Origin of the sequence: Nonomuraea maheshkhaliensis, from assembly GCF_039529435.1 — a bacterium.
In the GTDB taxonomy this organism is placed as follows: Bacteria; Actinomycetota; Actinomycetes; order Streptosporangiales; family Streptosporangiaceae; genus Nonomuraea; species Nonomuraea maheshkhaliensis.
The window spans coordinates 333388-351152 of record NZ_BAAAMU010000001.1 but is presented as its reverse complement, the minus strand read 5'-3'; the positions used below and the strand labels follow the sequence as shown (position 1 = coordinate 351152).

At 67.9% G+C, this 17765-nt stretch carries 15 protein-coding genes, 1 tRNA gene and 1 pseudogene; 6 read left to right on the top strand and 11 right to left on the bottom strand.

Annotated elements, in window-relative coordinates; translation table 11 throughout:
• Positions 1-153: 153 nt before the first annotated feature.
• Positions 154-786 (bottom strand): 2'-5' RNA ligase family protein, encoded by a 633-nt coding sequence (locus ABFX54_RS01725; RefSeq protein WP_346101060.1) that lies wholly within the window; start codon positions 784-786, stop codon positions 154-156.
• Positions 783-2039, bottom strand: coding sequence for a helix-turn-helix domain-containing protein (locus ABFX54_RS01720; protein WP_346101059.1), 1257 nt, complete (start codon positions 2037-2039; stop codon positions 783-785). The genes ABFX54_RS01725 and ABFX54_RS01720 overlap by 4 nt, the downstream gene beginning before the upstream one ends.
• A 101-nt stretch (positions 2040-2140) precedes the next feature.
• On the opposite strand from ABFX54_RS01720, the gene ABFX54_RS01715 reads away from it, so the two are divergent.
• The 3 genes from ABFX54_RS01715 to ABFX54_RS01705 all read left to right on the top strand — a co-directional run bounded on the left by ABFX54_RS01715 (position 2141) and on the right by ABFX54_RS01705 (position 3897).
• Positions 2141-2539: a hypothetical protein gene (locus tag ABFX54_RS01715; RefSeq protein WP_346101058.1), complete on the top strand. Its 399-nt coding sequence runs from the start codon at positions 2141-2143 to the stop codon at positions 2537-2539.
• A complete protein-coding gene (locus ABFX54_RS01710) occupies positions 2536-2808 on the top strand; it encodes a hypothetical protein (protein ID WP_346101057.1) in 273 nt (90 codons plus the stop codon). Before ABFX54_RS01715 ends, ABFX54_RS01710 begins: the two co-directional genes overlap by 4 nt.
• A 627-nt stretch (positions 2809-3435) precedes the next feature.
• The gene (locus ABFX54_RS01705; protein WP_346101056.1) at positions 3436-3897 is read left to right on the top strand and encodes a hypothetical protein; all 462 of its coding nucleotides are present in this window, start codon (positions 3436-3438) and stop codon (positions 3895-3897) included.
• A gap of 206 nt (positions 3898-4103) precedes the next feature.
• On the opposite strand, the gene ABFX54_RS01700 is transcribed toward ABFX54_RS01705, so the two are convergent.
• Both ABFX54_RS01700 and ABFX54_RS01695 read right to left on the bottom strand, forming a co-directional pair.
• Complete coding sequence (locus ABFX54_RS01700) at positions 4104-4850, bottom strand: hypothetical protein (RefSeq protein WP_346101055.1); 747 nt, start codon at positions 4848-4850, stop codon at positions 4104-4106.
• 342 nt (positions 4851-5192) lie between these two features.
• A tRNA-Tyr gene (locus ABFX54_RS01695) sits at positions 5193-5274 on the bottom strand.
• A gap of 557 nt (positions 5275-5831) precedes the next feature.
• Between ABFX54_RS01695 and ABFX54_RS01690 the strand changes: the two genes are divergently transcribed.
• Complete coding sequence (locus ABFX54_RS01690; RefSeq protein ID WP_346101054.1) at positions 5832-6323, top strand: YajQ family cyclic di-GMP-binding protein; 492 nt, start codon at positions 5832-5834, stop codon at positions 6321-6323.
• Between the two features lie 243 nt (positions 6324-6566).
• Entirely contained in the window at positions 6567-7055 is a 489-nt protein-coding gene (locus ABFX54_RS01685) for an NUDIX hydrolase (RefSeq protein ID WP_346101053.1), read from the top strand.
• On the opposite strand, the gene htpX is transcribed toward ABFX54_RS01685, so the two are convergent.
• From htpX to ABFX54_RS01650, 7 genes and pseudogenes are all read right to left on the bottom strand, one after another.
• A complete protein-coding gene (htpX, locus tag ABFX54_RS01680) occupies positions 7043-7894 on the bottom strand; it encodes a zinc metalloprotease HtpX (RefSeq protein WP_346101073.1) in 852 nt (283 codons plus the stop codon). The two genes, ABFX54_RS01685 and htpX, sit on opposite strands and share 13 nt — an antisense overlap.
• A 131-nt stretch (positions 7895-8025) precedes the next feature.
• Complete coding sequence (locus tag ABFX54_RS01675; RefSeq protein WP_346101052.1) at positions 8026-9564, bottom strand: NADH-quinone oxidoreductase subunit N; 1539 nt, start codon at positions 9562-9564, stop codon at positions 8026-8028.
• A complete protein-coding gene (locus tag ABFX54_RS01670; protein ID WP_428834479.1) occupies positions 9561-11267 on the bottom strand; it encodes a complex I subunit 4 family protein in 1707 nt (568 codons plus the stop codon). Before ABFX54_RS01670 ends, ABFX54_RS01675 begins: the two co-directional genes overlap by 4 nt.
• A gap of 46 nt (positions 11268-11313) precedes the next feature.
• A complete protein-coding gene (locus ABFX54_RS01665; protein WP_346101050.1) occupies positions 11314-13305 on the bottom strand; it encodes an NADH-quinone oxidoreductase subunit 5 family protein in 1992 nt (663 codons plus the stop codon).
• Positions 13306-13580: 275 nt separating this feature from the next.
• A pseudogene (nuoK, locus tag ABFX54_RS01660) lies at positions 13581-13883 on the bottom strand (NADH-quinone oxidoreductase subunit NuoK); the annotation flags it as partial.
• Positions 13883-14659 (bottom strand): NADH-quinone oxidoreductase subunit J family protein, encoded by a 777-nt coding sequence (locus ABFX54_RS01655; protein WP_346101049.1) that lies wholly within the window; start codon positions 14657-14659, stop codon positions 13883-13885. The pseudogene nuoK and the gene ABFX54_RS01655, both read right to left, overlap by 1 nt.
• Complete coding sequence (locus ABFX54_RS01650; protein ID WP_346101072.1) at positions 14656-15750, bottom strand: 4Fe-4S binding protein; 1095 nt, start codon at positions 15748-15750, stop codon at positions 14656-14658. Before ABFX54_RS01650 ends, ABFX54_RS01655 begins: the two co-directional genes overlap by 4 nt.
• 314 nt (positions 15751-16064) lie before the next feature.
• Here ABFX54_RS01650 and ABFX54_RS01645 point away from each other — a divergent pair, with 314 nt between their 5' ends.
• Positions 16065-17330 carry a serine/threonine-protein kinase gene (locus ABFX54_RS01645; RefSeq protein ID WP_346101048.1) on the top strand — a complete coding sequence of 422 codons (1266 nt, stop codon included), beginning with the start codon at positions 16065-16067 and terminating at the stop codon, positions 17328-17330.
• Positions 17331-17765: the final 435 nt, after the last annotated feature.

Genomic DNA, 17765 nt, shown 5'->3' with positions numbered 1-17765 from the left:
CGACCAGCACGGCGTCATCCCAGCTCACACAGCAAATGGCGGCTGCCGTACTAGGCAGCACCTGACGATGCTTTCGCGGCCTCGGTGAGTTGGTCGGCAGATCATGTGGTGAAGGAGCAGAGCCGTCAACAGTCGCGCAGTGGCGCCGACGCCTCACGAGGTCCCGAGCCGCACTTGTGCCACTGCACGCCAGTCCCAAACCGTCTCCGGGCCGTCCTGGTTGACGATGTGGATGCTACGAATAGTTACGTCGCGCTCGGGGAGTTGCTTGCCGAGCGCAGTAATGATGGGAGCCGCCGGACCATCAGCACTGCTGTACGCCACAGTGACGTGCGGTACCCACGCTGTATGAGCTAGAGCACCATCACGGCCGGTGGCCGCCCGCGTGGCGAACTTCGCCGCTTCGAGCAGTGGGCGAAGACGGTTCGCCGGGCGTGCCTCCAGGACCACCGCCTCAGGGTGGTAGAGCACGCGCCCTAGCGTGACGGTGATGGGTGCGACTCGGGCGAGTTGAGCCGTTGCCTCCTCCGCCATCACATTCACCTGATGGCCCGTGATCTCATGCGAGTAGCCGGCGACCAACGTGGTGAGGTGGATGAACTTCTGTGGCACCAGATCGAGGCCGGGCAGGCCAGCGAGGCGGTCGTGAGCCTCTTGGACGATGGCCCGTGCTTCAGGGTCCTCACCCAGGAGAACGTGCCAGTAGAGCTGGCCCTGACCTGGCGGCAGCATGAGCGCTCGTCGCTTCTCCCAGCGGTTCGCCATCCGCGTCGGTAGCGGGCTCACGCATCCTCCTCGACAGGGGCGGGCAGAGCCCGAGCGGAGTTGAACGTCTTGATCTGCTCGCGCAGCGTGGTCACCATATCCGAGCCGCGGAACCGTGGGGCGGCCAATCGTGCATCCATCCGCACCAGGTAGTTGGTGATCGTGGACAGCCGGTGTTCCGGGGGCAGGGACAGGGCGGGTGTCACCTGTTCGGCGGCGGCGTCCAGGTCCTCCATCATCACGTACGCGATGCCGGCGGCGAAGCGGACTTGTGCCCAGGTGCCGGCTACCCAGGGAGCGCCGTGGGCCCATGCGTCGTCGGCCGCCGCTGCCGCACGTAGCGCCGCAGTATGGTCGCTTGCCTGGAGCGCCACCGACAGGGCGTACAGTGCCCGCCTTGGCGCTGGGCACGACCAGGGCGTCACGCCGGAGTCGCCGGCCACGGAAGCGGCTGCCTCGTCCGCTCGGTGAAGGGCTTCTCGGGCTCGGTCGAAGTCGCCGAGCAGGCTTGCGGCGTTCGCCTCCTGACTGGCCAGGAGTACCCGCAGGGGCGTGGGCGGGCTGCATTCGTAGCCGCGTCTGGCCGCGTCGGCAGAGACCGTGTATCGGCATCGCCACCGCTCGGTCTTGGCTTGGGCACTCAACGCCGCCGCCTCGCACGCGCCAGCCTCTTGAGCTGACAGGAGGGCTGCCCTGCCGTGGATGATGGCCGATTCGTCGTCGTACAGGTCGCCCAGCAGGATGCAGGCGTGGGCGAGGAGTTCGGCGTCGATCCGGAACAGCTCGCGCGTCTGGTGGAGCCGCTGCTTGCCACCTCGCAGGAGCCCCAGCACTCGCCGGTGCAGGCGCAGCACATCGGCGAGCAGCGGCGCGGGCGCGGTCTGGGTGTGACGCTGCGTCAGGTGGTAGCGGGTCTCGTCGATCATGGCGATGGTGCTGTCGCCGACGTTGGTTTGTTCGATCCAGGCCGTGTGCTCGATCAGGTCGCCGCTCATCGGGAGCGTCCCCACCAGCTCGCCGTCACGGTCGAAGAGAACGGCCTCGTCCATGCCGAACACGCGGCAGTACAGCAAGGGGTAGGGGTCCTTCGGGCGGCTGTTGCCCGCCTCGTGATCCTTGATCCTGCGGACCACCGACTCGAACTCAGGCAAGGCGATCTCCTCGCCTGCCGCCTGGAACAGATGCCTGGCCAGTTGCTTCTGTGACCAGCCACGCTGACGTCGCTCATCGCGAATGCGTTCGGCCCACCGGGGAGTTCTGGGCTGTTCCAGCATGCCGTCGCACCTCACCACCGAGTTGGGGGACACGGTCGCCGCCCCCAGTGTCCCCCAACCGCATCTGTCTACGCTTCGTTACTGAGCGTTGTGATGGATTCGTGTACTGGGACACGAATCACCTAGACGCCGACACCAGATTCGGGCTCGACGAGCTCTTGCGTGCCACGGCTCAGAGCGTTCGCCAAGCCTCCGCGCTGGCGGCGCTCATACAGGAATTGCGGGACCGACAGCTCGCCGTACTACACGGCACCTATCCGGCTTGGGACATCACCCTTGAGCGCGATTCCACGGAGAGGCTGTGGTGGACCGCCGTGCCGCGTCGGTCTCTGACAGTTGAGTTGGTGACAGAAGGGGTTATGCGCATCGTCCTCTGTGAGGACGCGATTGCTCTCGCGACAGCCCTGGCCTGGCAGTCGACTCTGATCAACAACGTCGAGAACCGTGCAGGGTACCCACACGTCCATGCGGCTTGTCGACTGCAGGGGCGGCTGGCATGACGTCGACGCTTGAGCAGGCATGTGATCTTGATCTGCGCGGTGCGTTCAGGCGCTTCTACGTCTGGCGTGACGCCGAGGGCCTCTGGCGTGCAAGGCCGCTGCCCAAGCTGACGGCCGGCGAAGTCGCCTATGGCGTCCTGCCGGAGTTGGTCGCTGACTCGCCCCTGCAGCTCGCCTACAAGTGCACCTGGCAGCGGAGCCGTCGCAAGGTCCACCGGTACCTGAGGAAGTACGGCGCGGGGGAACCGGAGCATGACCCAGCCTCCTGACGAGCCCGTACCTGAGTGGGAGCCGTACCGGCGCCCTCCGAAGGACCGCATCCGGATCACGGAGACCTCATGTTGCGGCGCCTACGAGTGGGCCTGCCAAGGCGGGCAGTTCCTCATCCTCCGGCGGACCCCTACAGGCCAGTACGAGGAGACGGCCAGGGGGCTGTACCGGCATGCACGGCCGGTCTGGCAGGCGTTGCTCGTCCTTCACGAGGACGAGCACAAGCGGAAGGCGCGGGCTCGGATCGCCGCCAGCCCTAAGCGGCGTGACCGGGCGCTTCCGGGGAACCCCGCTGCATGAAGCGGCACCGCGGCGACCCACAACTCCTCTTCGAGCGCGGAAGCTGATCCAATCTGCGGCGTTGCGCGGCATAGTGCGAGCTGGCCACGTCCGCGATGACCAGCGAGGGGGTGTGGGGTTGAACGTCGGCATGCAGGGTTCTGCGGATTATGCGGCGCGTCCGACAAAATCGACCCCCGTCCACCAGCATGAACAAGCTGGTCCCGTACGGCGTCCCTTCGCCGTGTGTAGGGAAAGACCAAGGGGAGACATGGTCCGCGAAGCTTCGCCAGGGGTCATGTCCCCCGCCCTACCCTAGAGAGACTGTGCCTCGGCGAGGGAGCGCGATGAGCAAGGCGAAGGACGCCCGTATCTACGTCCGAATTGCAGACGACCTCCGCAATCGCATCCTCCAGGGTGATCTGCCGGCCGGTGCCATGGGACGTGGAGTCCGCTGCCCAGGCATCACCCGCCTGACGCACCGCCGTGCATTGTGCCCCATCAAGCTGGCTAAGGTCAGCCGCAAGATCTTGCACAGCGGCATCCGACAGCACGAGCAGCGCCCGTCCGCACACGCGGCGCGGCTCCAGCCAACCTCGGCCTACTGCACCCCACAATGCCTGTGTAAGTCCGATGACGCGCAACCCTACGCTCGGGTCCGGTACAGCACGCACCTCCGCTCCGAAGGAGCCTGTGAGTTCCTCACCACCGGGCAAACGAACCGCATGCAGGACGGCAGCGTGAGCGCCGGTCGGCTGCACAGCATCAACGGCGGCCACGCCGCCGGACACCATCAGCGACACAGTTAACCGCGTCAAGCCATCCTTATTCATAACTTCACCGTAACTCCGGCCTCTGACGGTGACCACAGGCCCCCACATACAGACGCAGAACTGTAGGAAGGTCGGGTCCTTCGATGGGCGTGGCCTCATCGTGAGTTCAGGCGCTGACAGCATGCAGCAGCGCAACAGGGCCTACGCGACCCGAGGCACGCAGATCTCGGTTGGCCACAGGACTACATGTTGCCTTGGACCCATCGCAGCTCGTTCACAACGGTTTGCAGATGCGAGACGGTATCGGGAAGGCTCTGCAGGAAGGACGCCGCCTTCGCGAGCGCTGCCACGGTGTCCTCATCAGGGAGGTCGTCTACTACTGCATATAGCTGGTTGACGAGATCGGCCGAGTTGTGAAGCTTCGTCGCCGCGTCTACGAGGCCAGGTAGCACGTCGGGAAGATGCTGAAGAGCGAGACTCGCCTGCGCGAGCATTGGGGCATAGTCTCCTAGGCTCACGAGGCGATCAGAGGAACTGCTCAGCATGGTGATCAGGTCAGGATCGAGGCCTACCGCGTTCAGCCGCGCTTCTGCCAGTTCGTCGATGAGGGCGCGCAGAAGCGCTGCTGCTTCTGCATCGAATGCGGCGAACTCGTCCATCGCGAGCTGCATTCGGCCAGCGAGCATCTCGTTGGCCTCAACGAAGATCTCGTGCAGCCGCTCCTCCGTAAGCCTCCCCAGACCTTCCAGAACCATCAGGCCCGAACCCTCCCGCCGGCGCTTCCATTCCTGCAGCACCTGCGGCGGGTACAGGTCTTGTCTACGCCCGTCGATCCTTCGGTGATGCGGGCGGCAGAGCAAGATGATGTTAGGGAAGTCATCCAGCTCTTCCGGGCTAAGGTCTTCATGCTCCCGAGGCCCGCCCGGATTGGCCGCGTAGATGTGGGCCTTCTCTACGTTGAGTTCCGGAATTCCATCGATCATCTTCACGATTGGTTGATCGCATGGAGGGTCGGGCCAGTAGCACGTGCCCTGCGCCAGCGCGTAGAGGGCGGCGAGAGTGCTGTCGGAGTAGCTGCGTTGCCGTCCCAAGGTGCTTGAGTCCTTTCCTGAGGGCTCTGTGACGCTCCTTCTGACGGTAGACGCGCACGTTGCGGGAGCCAGTGTCGCCGCAGACACATCCCAGGCGCTGCGCTCCCCCAACCATGATCGCTAGGGAACGTATAGGGAACGATCAACCGTAGAGCGCCGGTGTCACCCGTGGACAGCCGGACACAAAGCGAGAGGCCCGTCACCGCGTTTCCGCTGGTGACGGGCCTCTCCCCGCTGGTGTGGCAGGTGCAAGGTTCGAACTTGCGTAGGCTGAGCCGACGGTTTTACAGACCGCTCCCTTTGGCCACTCGGGCAACCTGCCGTGCCATCCGCTCTCGCGGCGACAGACAGAAGAATAGCGGACTTCGGAGGTGCACGTGACACCGGTTTGTCCCGAGCCGGGATCCAGATCGCTTCGTGTCTTGAGGAGGGAGGGGGTGGAGCGTTCTCTCGCGGCCTTTGTCCCATGAGGTGATCCGCTTGGGGGCCGAGGCTGGTCTCCATGTTCCGGTAGGCCGGGAGCCGGTCGTGAGGGTCCGGAGCAGGGGGTTCGATTGGTTGGTGAGAGGGCTGCGGGCGTGTTGGCGGGTGAGGGGGGTGGGTGTGTCGGCGGAGGTGGGTATGCGCCGGCAGGTGCTGTGCGGGTGCGGGTGGCGTCGCGTTCTTTTGGTGGGGTGGCCAGGAGGGGTGTGCGGGCGGGGGTGTCGTGGGTGTGAAGGGGAGTTGAGGGTGGGGCAAAACGGGGTGAAACGGAGGCGGGGAGGGTGTGGGGTGGGTTGGGGGCCTGCACTGGAGGGCGATGCTGGCTAGGCTCGTTCGCTGGGTCCGGAGCGTTTCGGGGCTGGGCCTGAATTCATCGCAGCTGAGAGGATGTGTGCTTTGGCCGATTCATCGTTCGACATCGTCAGCAAGATCGACCGCCAGGAGGTCGACAACGCTCTCAACCAGACGGTCAAGGAGCTCGGGCACCGGTTCGACTTCAAGGGCACCGGGGCGAGTATCGAGTGGTCCGGGCAGAACAACATCGAGATCAAGGCGAACAGTGAGGAGCGGGCTAACGCCGCGCTCGACGTGTTCAAGGACAAGGTGGTCAAGCGGGGTCTTTCGCTTAAGACGCTCGATGCGGGCGAGCCCAAGCTTTCGGGGAAGGAATACCGCATGGCGGTCGCCCTGAAGGAGGGGATCGATCAGGAGCATGCGAAGAAGATCTCCAAGATGATCCGCGATGAGGGGCCGAAAGGGGTCAAGGCTCAGATTCAGGGCGAGGAGCTTCGGGTGAGCTCCAAGAAGAAGGACGATCTGCAGGACGTCATCACGCTGTTGAAGGGCAAGGACCTGGACATCGCCCTCCAGTTCGTGAACTACCGCTAGCCGACCTGGGCATGCTGTACCGCTCCGAACTAGCACGAGCGTCGCGGAGAGCGCATCCGGGGCACGGGGAGTGAAGAGGGCTTCGTCGGTATATGTCGGTATCTATCGGTGTAGATGTGTGGCGGGCTTCTTCTCTCTACCTCCCCTGTGTCCCGGGGCTGCCGTTCTCTCTCATGCGTCGGGTGATGTTCGTGGGGCCGTAATGCTGATTTTGGGTGGCTTTCGATCGTATGCTCGGCAAACGTGACGAAGATCCCTCTGCGCCGGTTCACGGCACGTGTGCTGCCCGTTGACGAACACGACCGCGTGCTGCTGCTGCACGGTCTTGATCCGGCCCAGCCGGAACGGCGGTTCTGGTTCACGATCGGGGGCGCCGTGGAAGGTGATGAGACGCCTCAGGAGGCCGCGGCGCGGGAACTGTATGAGGAGGTCGGGATTCGGGCCTCCGTGGAGGAGTTCAGCGGGCCGCATGCCGAGGCGCTGATCGAGTTCGAGTGGAGTGAGTACGCCTTCACCCAGGATCAGGTCTTCTTCGCGATTCGGGTGAATGGTGGGGCGGAGGCCGTGTCGTTCGAGCATATGGAGCAGATCGAGAAGGATACGACGATCGGGTATCGGTGGTGGAGTGTCGCGGAGCTGGAAGCCACCGAGGAGGTCGTTCATCCGGAGGATCTGCCGGTGATTTTGCAAAGGGTCGCGGCGGCCGACGACGGTGGCGATCAGCGGCGGTAGCCGGCCATGCGCTCCAAGCGGGCGACTCGCTCCGAGGTGGGCGGGTGGGTGGAGAAGAGGCGGGCGAGGCCGGAGCCGCTGAACGGGTTGGCGATCATCATGTGGGCGGCCGAGGTCAGGCGGCTGTTCTCCGGGAGCGGGAGGCGGCGGGCGCCCATCTCGATCTTGCGGAGGGCGGAGGCCAGCGCGAGCGGGTCACCCGTGAGCCTGGCGCCCGATTCGTCGGCCTGGAACTCTCTCGTGCGGGTGATGGCCATCTGCACCATGGTGGCCGCCACGGGGCCGAGCAGCATCATCAGCAGGGCGCCCACGAAGCCGGGGCCCTCGTCGTCGTCGGAGCCGCCGAAGAAGACGGCCACGTAGCTGAGCCAGGTGATCATCGTGGCCAGCGCGCCGGCGACGGAGGAGATGAGGATGTCGCGGTTGTAGACGTGGGACAGCTCGTGGCCGATCACGCCGCGCAGCTCGGCCTCGTCGAGCAGTTTCGTCAGTCCGTACGTGACGCACACCGCAGCTCGGCGGGGGCTTCGGCCGGTCGCGAACGCGTTCGGCTGCACCGTCGGCGAGATGTAGAGGCGCGGCATCGGCTGGCGGGCCTCCGTGGAGAGCTCGCGGACGATGCGGTAGAGGGTGGGCTGTTCGACCTCGCTGACCGGCCTGGCACGCATGGCCGACAGGGCGATGCGGTCGGAGAAGAAGTAGGCGACACCGTTGCTCACCAGGGCGAGAACGAACGCGAACTGCGCGCCGGTGCCGCCGCCCAACCACGCGCCCACCGCGACAATCAGCGCCGACAGCCCGCCGAGCAGAACGGCGGTGCGCAGACCGTTGTGGTGCAAGGTTCCCCCCTTCATGGTTCGGGTCCATACGTCCAACGACGATGACCCGGTTCTTCGTTCCCCGTTGTGCTCAGCCGAGGGCGGAGCGCGACTTGTCCACAGCCCCGGTGCTTGATCGGGGCGGGACCTACCTACCCGGAGGAGGACAAGGTGGTCAGGTCCAGGACGAGCTGGGGGGCGATCGAGAAGAGGACGGCGGCGGCCACGGCCAGGCCCATGGCCATGGCCAGCCACGTGCTCGTGGCGCGCCGCGGGACGGGGGACGTGGCGGGGGCGAAGAGGCGGGCCGTCCAAATGGCGTAGTAGTAGAGACCGATCACCGTGTTGACGGCCATGACCACGGCCAGCCAGCCGTACCCGCCACCGACGATCTCGCGGAAGACGAAGACCTTGGCGAACAGGCCCGCCAGCCCCGGCGGCAGACCGGCCAGGCAGATCAGGCAGAACGCGAGCGCGATGCCCGCGGCCGGGCGGCCGAACGCCAGGCCGCGGTAGTCGTCGAGCTCGTTGCGGGCGGACCATCGGGAGACGAGCATGACGACGGTGAACGCGCCGAGGTTCATGGCGGCGTAGATGACCAGGTAGGCGATGGACGCGCTGACCGCTCCCACGGTTTGACCGGGTTCGGGGCCGGACGTCGTCGCCAGCGCCAACGGGGCCAGGATGTAACCCGACTGCGCCACCGAGGACCAGGCCAGCAGGCGTACGGCCGAGCGCTGGCGCATGGCGAGGAGGTTGCCCGCGGTCATGGTCAGCGCGGCCACGATCGCGACGATGGGGGCCCACGTGGCGGCCTGCCCGGCCAGGCCGGTGACCAAAATGAGGATCAGTCCGGCGAAACCGGCCGCCTTCGAGATGACCGAGAGCAACGCCGCCACTGGAACGGGGGCGCCCTGGTAGACGTCGGCCGCCCACGAGTGGAACGGCACCGCGGCGATCTTGAAGGCGAAGCCGGCGACGACGAGGACCACGCCGACCGTGACGACGGCGGGCAACTCCTGGCCTCCTGCGGGCAGCAGGCCTGGCGTCGGGGCCTGGCCGCTGAAGACCGCCGCCAGGCGCGACAGGTAGACCGTGCCCGAGATGCCGTACAGGAGGGAGACGCCGAACAGCATGACCGCCGTCGAGACCACCGACACGACGAAGAGCTTCACGGCGGCCTCGGACGCGCGGCCGTCGTAGCGCTTCAGCGCGGTGAGCGCGAAGACCGGGAGCGAGACCAGTTCGAGCGCCACCACGAGCATGATCAGGTCGCGGGAGGCGGGCAGGGTGACCGCGCCCACGAGGGTGCACAGGAGCAGGAAGTACCACTCGCCGACGGGGATCGCGCCGCCTGCCAGCTCCGTCATCGACAGCAGGACGATCACCACGGCGGCCACGAGCATCAGGCCGGCGAAGATCAGGGTGAATCCGTCGGTGACGTACGAGCACAGCTGCCGGCCCTCGGCCAGGTTCGGCGGGACGCAGAACGTCGACCGCGGCGAGCCGCTGACCGCCTGGGCGACCACGAAGCCCAGGGAGAGCAGGACGCCCGCGAGCGTGACCAGACCCAGACCGGTTCGTGTCCGCGGGCGGGCCGGCAGGAACGCGTCCAGCAGCAGCACCAGGCCGGCCGCCAGGGCGAGCACGAGCGGTGGCGCGATCACGAAGTAGTCGATCTGCTGGATCATGAGATGGCTCCCAGCAGGGCTTGGACGGGCGGCGTGGTCAGCGACAGCAGCAGGCCCGGCCAGAGGCCGAACAGGAGGGTCAGGACCACCAGAGGCGTCCAGGCCAGGAGTTCGTGTCTGTCGATGTCCTCGATGGCGCTGTCGGTGGGGGGTCGTTCGAGGGTGGTCGTGGTGGTGCGCGCGGGCGTGGCGGCGGGTTGTTCGTCGGGGGTTTCCGGGGGCGGGGCCACGACGTTCGTCCCGGACGGGCTCGTGGGAGTTGGCGGCTGAGGGCGGCCGTGGGTGAGGCGGGAGAGCATGACGAGGAAGTACGCCGCCGTCAGGACCGCGCCCAGCCCGCCGATCACCATGTACGTGAGGAACAGCCCGCGCGGGAGCCCGGCGGCCGGCTGGAACGCCCCGTACAGCGCCAGCATCTCTCCCCAGAACCCGGCCAGGCCCGGCAGCCCGAGCGACGCGATCGCCGCGAACGTGAGCAGAGCGCCCAGGCGCGGCAGCGTCGCCAGCAGGCCGCCGCCCAGGGTGGGCATGTCGGCGGTGTGGTGGCGTTCTTTGATCGCTCCGGCCAGGAAGAACAGCAGGCCGGTGATCAGGCCGTGGGCGACGTTGGCGAAGAGGGCGCCGTTGACGCCTACGGGGGTGAGCGTGGCGAAGCCGAGCAGGACGAAGCCCATGTGCCCGACGGAGGAGTAGGCGATCATGCGTTTCAGGTCGCGCTGGGCGAGACAGGCCAGGGCGCCGTACACGATGCCGACCACGGCCAGCGCGCCCAGCCACGGCGCCATCGCCGCCGCGCCCTCCGGCAGGACGGGGATGGCGATCCTGGCGAAGCCGTACGTGCCCATCTTCAGCAACACGCCCGCGAGCAGCACCGATCCGACGGTGGGGGCCTCGGTGTGGGCGTCGGGGAGCCAGGTGTGCAGCGGCCACATGGGGGTTTTCACCGCCAGGCCGATGCCGATCGCCACGAACGCCAGGATCTGGATGGACCTGGACATTCCCGCGCCGTGGGACGCGCTCAGCGTCACGATGTCGAGGGTGCCGGTCTGGGCCCAGACCAGGAGCAGGCCGAGCAGCATGACGACCGAGCCGAGCAGCGTGTAGAGGATGAACTTGATCGAGGCCGCCCTGCGTCCGTCGCCGCCCCAGATGCCGATCAGGAAGTACATCGGGATGAGGACGATCTCGAAGAAGACGAAGAAGAGGAGGAGGTCGAAGGCCAGGAAGGTGCCGATCATGCCTACTTCGAGGACGAGCAGGGTGAAGATCAGCGCTCTTGGTCTGGCTCCCGTGGCCGGTTCGGTTTGCGCGGCCGGTCCGGCTCCTGCGGTCGGCTCGGCTTTCGTGGCCGGTTTGGTGGTCAGGAGCTGGCCGGACGCTCGTGCGTTGCCCCAGCACAGGTAGACGAAGCAGAGGAACGTCAGCAGGGCCGTGAGGGTGATCAGCGGCAGTGAGATGCCGTCGACGCCGAGGTGGAACCGCAGCCCGAGGCCGGGGATCCACGACTGGTCGAGCTCGAACTGCACGTCTGCGGGCCGGCCGTAGTCGAACGTGGCGGCCAGCAGCAGGCTCAGCGCCAGTGTGAGGCCGGAGAGGATCAGCCCGTACGTACGGAGCACGGGGCGGAGCAGCTGCGGGGCGAGGAGGAGCAGGAGCGCGCCCACCAGCGGCACGGCGAGGAGCGCCACGGGGATCCAGGCCATCATGCGGGCACCCCTTCCTCCGTGGTGCCGGGTCGCGTCCCGCTCGTCACGTGAACACCACCGCCCCCACCGCGATCAACAGGACGCCGGCCAGGACGCCGCTGACGTAGAGCTGGACGTTGCCGTTCTGGGCCAGGCGCAGCACGCCCGACAGCCCGCGCGCCGATCTGCCCGAGCCGCGTACCGCCCCGTCGACGACCACGTCGTCCGTCCTGACGACGAGCCTGGCCAGGGCCAGCACCGGGCGGACGAACAGCGCGGCGTACAGGGAGTCGACGTAGAACGCCCGCTCGCACGGCGCCCGCAGCGGGCCCAGCAGGCGGGCCGGGTCGGCGACGGGGTCGCTGCGCCAGAACGCGTACGTCGCCCCGGCGCCCAGCAGCGCGAGCACCACACTGATGGCCGCGACGCCGAGGTCCAGGTGCGGTTCGCCGGCGAAGCCCAGCAGCAGGGCGGGGACGGCGAGGACGACGAGCGGCACGAGCATCGTCCTGGGGGCCTCCCTGACGTCCACGACGTGAGCGGTGCCGGGCTCGGGCTCGGGCAGCGCCACGGCCTTCGCCTCGCCGAAGAACGTGCGCAGCCAGGCTCTGGCGGCGTAGGCGCCGGTCACGGCCACGGTGGCGAGCGCGCACCCGTACAGGAGGAGGGCGGCCGCGTCGGTCAGACCTCCCCCGCTCGCCGCGCCGCCGCCGGTCAGCGCGTCGTCCATGGCCAGCAGGAGGCCGTCCTTGCTGAAGAAGCCGCTGGCCGGCGGGAGGCCCACCAGGGCGGCGAAGCCGATCGTCATCGTCACGAACGTGACCGGCAGCTCGCGGCGCAGGCCGCCCATCCGGCTCATCAGGTTGGAGCCGACGTGGTGGATCACCGCGCCCGCGCACAGGAACAGCAGCGCCTTGAACGCGCCGTGGGTCAGCAGGTGGAAGATCGCCGCGGTGTCGGAGCCGGCGGCCAGGCCGCCCGCCATGTACGCGAGCTGGCTGACCGTGGAGTAGGCGAGAACGCGTTTCAGATCGTCCTGGGCGAGCGCGGCCAGAGCGGCGCCGAGCATGCCGAGCGCGGCGACGACGGCCAGCACGTCGAGCGTGGGACGGGCGGCGAGGAACGCGGGGAAGAGCCTGGCCACGATGAAGATGCCGGCGGCGACCATGGTGGCGGCGTGGATCAGCGCGCTGATCGGCGTCGGGCCCGCCATCGCGTCGGGGAGCCAGGTGTGCAGCGGCACCTGCGCGCTCTTGCCCGCCACTCCCGCCAGCAGCAGCATCGTGGCCGTCACCAGCGTGGCCGTGGACATCTCCGGCACCTTCGCCAGTACGTCGGCGATGCGGAAGCTGCCCGCGCCCAGGCCCAGGACGAAGATGCCGAACAGGAAGCCGACATCGCCCAGGCGGGTCACGAGGAACGCCTTCACCGCGGCGCGCGAATTGCCCCGGTCTTCCCACCAGTGGCCGATGAGGAGGTAGGAGCACAGGCCCATGATCTCCCAGCCCACGTAGAGGACCAGGAGGTCGCCCGCGTAGACGACCAGCAGCATGGCGCTGGTGAACAGGCTGATGAACGCGCTGTAGGAGGGGTAGCGGGGGTCGGTTTTGAGGTAGCCGACCGAGTAGACCTGTACGGCCAGAGCCACCATGGTCACCAGGACGCCGAGGACGCTGGACAGGGCGTCGGCCTGGAGGGTCAGCGAGATCGGGACGGCGCCGGTGACGATCGTGCCGTAGGTCTGGCCGGTGGGTGGGGTGGGCGAGCCGGTGAAATAGGACAGGCCGGGGGTCCAGGCCAGCCAGGTGGCCAGGATGGTCGCGGCTGCGGTGGGGAGGATCGCGATCCAGGCGGCTCGGGTGTTGGCTCGTCCGTCTGCCCCGCTGCCGGCCTGCGCGGAGGGGGCCGCCGCCGTCGTGCCGGTTGTCGTTGTGGTGGCGGCTGGCGTGGTGGCGGGTGTTCGGCGGCTGTGGTGGGGCCAGCGTGAGAGCAGGAGGCCGGCGAAGGCTGCGACGAAGGGCAGGAGGATGGCCAGCAGAGGGAAGGCCGTCGTCATCGTGGGCCACCGCCTCGCTTGACGGGCACTTCGGTTTCGCCTTCGTCGGCTGCCTCGGGAGTGCCGCCGGCTGCCCCGGGGGCGGTCCGGTGAGAGGGGTCGTCATTGGACGGGGATCCGTCGGTGGCCGGCGTCTTGTCCGCCCCGGTGATCGGCTCGGGCTTCGCGGTCGAGGCTGGGGTTTGAGGTGAGGGCAGCGTGGGTGGTGCGGTCGTGTGGCCGTCTGTTGGGTGGAGGACGGCTGCCTGTGCTGGGGTGAGACGTTCGTCGGTGGGTTCGGCCAGGTCGCGGAGGTGGTCGATGTCGACGGTACGGCGGTTGCGGTAGAGGGCAAGCACGATCGCCAGGCCCAGGCCCACCTCGGCCGCCGCTATGACGATGACGAAGAGGGTGAGCACCTGGCCGCTGTGGAGGCGGTCGCCGAGCCAGACGTCGAACGCGACCAGGTTGAGATTGACCGCGTTGAGCATCAGCTCCACCGACATCAGCACGAGGATCGTGTTGCGGCGGGCGAGCACGCCGTAGACGCCGATGGAGAACAGGAGCGCGGAGACGACCGCCGGGTAGACGATGTGCACTAATGACCCCCGGTCTCATCGGGTGGCGAGCCGTCCACTGTCCGGTCGGATGCTCCGGTGCTCTCCGGCCGGCCGGGTGACCCCGTGCTTTCCCCCTGGTCGGGCGTTCCCGTGCTCTCCCCTTGGCCGAGCGATCCGGCGCTCTCCCGTCGGCCGACGGATCTCGTGCTTTCAGGTCGATCGGGTGAGTTGCCGGAGGTGTCAGGGCGTGCGTCGAATTGGACGGTGCCCGGGTCGGGCGCGCCGCCCGGGATGTCGGTGCGGGACAGGACGATGGCGCCGATCAGAGCGGCCAGCAAGAGCACGGACAACGCCTCGAACGGCAGCACCCATGTGGCGAACACGCTGGCGCCCAGCTCCTTGGCGGCGCCGGGGCCGGGAGTGAGCGGGGCGTAGGCCGTACGGAAGCCGTCGATCACCACCGTGACGAGGAGTGCGGCCGTCGCGAGCGCCACCACGGCGGCGACCACTCTGTTGTTGCTGTCGAGGTCGGCGGAGCGGCCGATGGGGGCGCGGGTGAGCATGATGCCGAACAGCATGAGGACGACCACCGCGCCCACGTAGATCAGCACCTGCACCCACGCCACGAACTCGGCGGTCAGGACGAGATAGCCGCCCGCCAGCGCGCCGAAGCAGAGCACCAGCCATAGAGCCGCGTGGACGAGTTGTCTGGTCGTGACGACGAGCAGCGCCGATCCAACCGCTACCGCGCCCAGGAGCAAGAAGACGATCTCTTGCCCGGTGGGTGACAGGTAGGAGGGCACCGCCTCGGTCACGACTCCTCCTCGGACTCCCTTGTCTCGCCAGGACCGAGCCGACCCGGCGGGCGGATGGACCGTGGATCGGCCATCTTGCGCCGGCGAGGGCTCGCGGCAGAAGTCTGCTCTTCGGGATCGGGGCTCGGTTGCGGCTCGCCCGAAGCTGTGGACAACTTTTCTGGAGGCGGCCGGCCTGTGGATGAAGACTCGGCCTCAGCCTGTCCTCCTGGCGAAGGCTCGGCCACTCCCGGCGAAGGCTCGGCCTCTCCCGACGAAGGCTCAGAACCGGACGGCGGCTCGGGGCTCGTCCGGGTTTGGCTGGATGCTGTGTTCTCGCCGTTCTGGGGCCGGTCCTCGTCTTCGCCAGCCTGGGCTGACGGATGGGCGGCTTCTTCTCCGCCGGCTTGAGTCGCGTCCTGCGGGGCGGGCAGGGCGCCTGGAGGACGGATGCCCCGTACGTTCGCCATGGAACGGCGGGGGCGTCCGCTTGGAGCGGACGGCTCGCCCGAACCTGGCTGTGGGGTGGCCGGTTCGTCTGAGGCACGGGGGCGTTCGGCGGGTGAGACGTCCGTTGTCTCGGTGCCGAGGGCCGGAGCGCCTGGTCCTGCTGTGTCAGCTTTCGGGGTGTCGGTCGGCTGGCTTTCTGTCGGCGTACGTGCTGAGTCGTCGCTGGGCGAAGGCCGGGCTGGGCGTTCGGAAGCCGGGGTGCGGGCCGGACGGTCGGCGGCCGGGGTGCGCGCAGGGCGGTCTGCCGCTGCGGCGGTGCGGGCCGGGCGGCGGGGGGCGGCCGTCAGCTCCTTGGGAGGTTCGGCGCCGGGGTCATGGGCCGGGGGTGGAGGAACGGTCTGCGTCCAGGAGGCCAGTTTGTCCTTCTCGTGGAGGAGGTTACGGATGTCGCCTTCCGCGTACTCGAACTCCGGGGACCAGAAGAGCGCGTCGAAGGGGCAGACCTCGATGCAGATGCCGCAGTACATGCACAGGGAGAAGTCGATGGCGAAGCGGTCGAGCACGTTACGCTGGCGGGCGCGGCCGCCCTCGGGGGCCGGGATCGTCTCCTTGTGGGAATCGATGTAGATGCACCAGTCGGGACACTCTCGGGCGCAGAGCATGCAACTGGTGCAGTTTTCCTCAACCAGGGCGATGACGCCTCGGCTGCGGGGCGGGAGGGCGGGCTTGACCTCGGGATATTGCTGGGTGACGGATTTGCGCAGCATGTGGCGAAGGGTGATGGATAGCCCTTTCGCCAGTCCGACTCCCGGAATCCGCGCCATGGTTCAACATCATGACGTACTTGGCCGCGCAGGTGAATGAGTGAGGCCGTTGTCCCCAGTTTTTCCACAGCTGTCCACAGGTTCGCGGGTGGTTATCCACAACCTGTGCGCATGCCCGATATGGACCACGGCATGGCGATAGTCTCTCGGCCATGCAACACAGCCATCCGGTCCGCCCCAGTGGCCTGAGGTGGACGGCCGCCGTTGCTTGGGCCTGCCTGCCCCTGTTCACGTGCGGTCTGGCGACTCCGTTCACCATCGGGGCCGCCGCGTTCTGGCTGCGCAACCTCTGGCACGCCGCCGCCGCGTCCGTCTACCTGGTCGGCATCGGCACCTTCGTGATCGCGACCTTGGCGTACACCGAGTACGACGAATGGCCGCCGGGGGTGTCCGTGCTGGCGACGATGGGGCTGCTGGTCAGCTGGATCGGTGGGCTCGTGCACTCGGCGGTCCTGGTGCCGTTCATGATTCGCGCGCGGCTGGAAGGCTCGGCACACGGGCGGCTGGAAGGGCCTCCGCACGCAGGGATGGAAGGGACGGCGCGCGGACGGCAGGGCGGGATGGCGCACGCACGGCTCGGCGGGACGTCGCGTCCGCCGGTCGACCTGCGGCAGCGGACGACGGCGCCCACACATCACCGTTCGAGCACCGAGCCGCAGTGGGTTGGGCACTATCGCGTGCTGCAGCCGCTCGGGCGGGGCGGGCAGGGCGCGGTCTACCTCGCCGTGGCGCCCAACGGGGGGCGGGTCGCCGTGAAGGTGCTGCATGATCTGGTGGACGAGACGGCCAGGACCCGGTTCGCGCGGGAGGTCGAGGCGGCGCGGCGGGTCGCGACGTTTTCCACAGCGCGGGTGCTCGACGTGAGCATCACCGGGCGGCAGGCGTACATCGTCAGCGAGTACGTGGAGGGGCCGTCGCTGGAGCAGCTCGTCAGGAAGCACGGTCCGCGCGACGAGGACAGCCTGACGCGGCTGGCGTTATCCACAGCCGGGGCGTTGGCGGCCATCCATAAGGCCGGGGTCGTGCATCGTGACTTCAAGCCGAGCAACGTGCTGATCGGGAACGATGGGCCGAGGGTGATCGACTTCGGCATTGCGCGTGCTCTTGATCAGGTGACGATGACGTCAGGGAAAATGGTCGGGACGCCGCCGTACATGTCGCCTGAGCAGTTGTCCGGGGAGACCGTGGGGCCGGCTTCTGATGTGTTCAGCTGGGCTGTGACGATCATGTTCGCGGCGACGGGGCGGCCGGCGTTCGGGGAGGATACGGTGCCGGCGGTGTTCAACCGGGTGCTTACCTTTCATCCGGATTTGTCGCCGTTGCCGCCTGGGCTGCGGGGGATTGTGGGGGCCTGCTTGAACAAGCGGCCTGATGAGCGGCCGTCGGCTTCGGATGTGATGTTGGCGATCGTGCGCTGAGTTGGGCGTTCCGGCGTCTGAGGGTTTGAGGATGCGAAGTCGGTTGGTGCGTCGCTGGGTTCGGTGGTTGGTGGTCGCTTTGGCGTCGGGGGCGGGTTCGCGGCGATGAGTGGGTGGGGTCTGATCGTGGGCTGAGCGGGTGGGGGCTCTGCTCTGGCACGCGGAGGTCGAGATGTGTGGTGAGCGTGCTCTCGTTCGACCGGCACGGAGATTCAGCTGTGCAGAAAGAGCCGCACCGATTCGACGGGACGCGGGGGCTCAGGTGTGCAGAAGGAGCCGCTCTGGTTCGACCGGCGGGCCCTCGGGTTCGCAGGATAGAGCTGCTGCTGTTCGCTCGTCGGGTCGAGGTATGCAGGAGTGCCGTTCCCGTCCGGCTCGCCATGATCGGGATGTGCAGGGTGGACTGTTCAGATCCGGCTTGCCAGGGTTCGGGTA

Excerpts from the sequence above, each read along its gene's own strand:
- ABFX54_RS01710 (WP_346101057.1), top strand. The coding sequence starts at position 2,536 with ATGACGTCGACGCTTGAGCAGGCATGTGATCTTGATCTGCGCGGTGCG.
- ABFX54_RS01650 (WP_346101072.1), bottom strand. The coding sequence starts at position 15,750 with ATGCTCTGCGCCCGAGAGTGTCCCGACTGGTGCATCTACATCGATTCC.
- ABFX54_RS01645 (WP_346101048.1), top strand. The coding sequence starts at position 16,065 with ATGCAACACAGCCATCCGGTCCGCCCCAGTGGCCTGAGGTGGACGGCC.
- ABFX54_RS01720 (WP_346101059.1), bottom strand. The coding sequence starts at position 2,039 with ATGCTGGAACAGCCCAGAACTCCCCGGTGGGCCGAACGCATTCGCGAT.
- ABFX54_RS01665 (WP_346101050.1), bottom strand. The coding sequence starts at position 13,305 with ATGACGACGGCCTTCCCTCTGCTGGCCATCCTCCTGCCCTTCGTCGCA.
- ABFX54_RS01675 (WP_346101052.1), bottom strand. The coding sequence starts at position 9,564 with ATGATCCAGCAGATCGACTACTTCGTGATCGCGCCACCGCTCGTGCTC.
- ABFX54_RS01670 (WP_428834479.1), bottom strand. The coding sequence starts at position 11,267 with ATGGCCTGGATCCCCGTGGCGCTCCTCGCCGTGCCGCTGGTGGGCGCG.
- ABFX54_RS01705 (WP_346101056.1), top strand. The coding sequence starts at position 3,436 with ATGAGCAAGGCGAAGGACGCCCGTATCTACGTCCGAATTGCAGACGAC.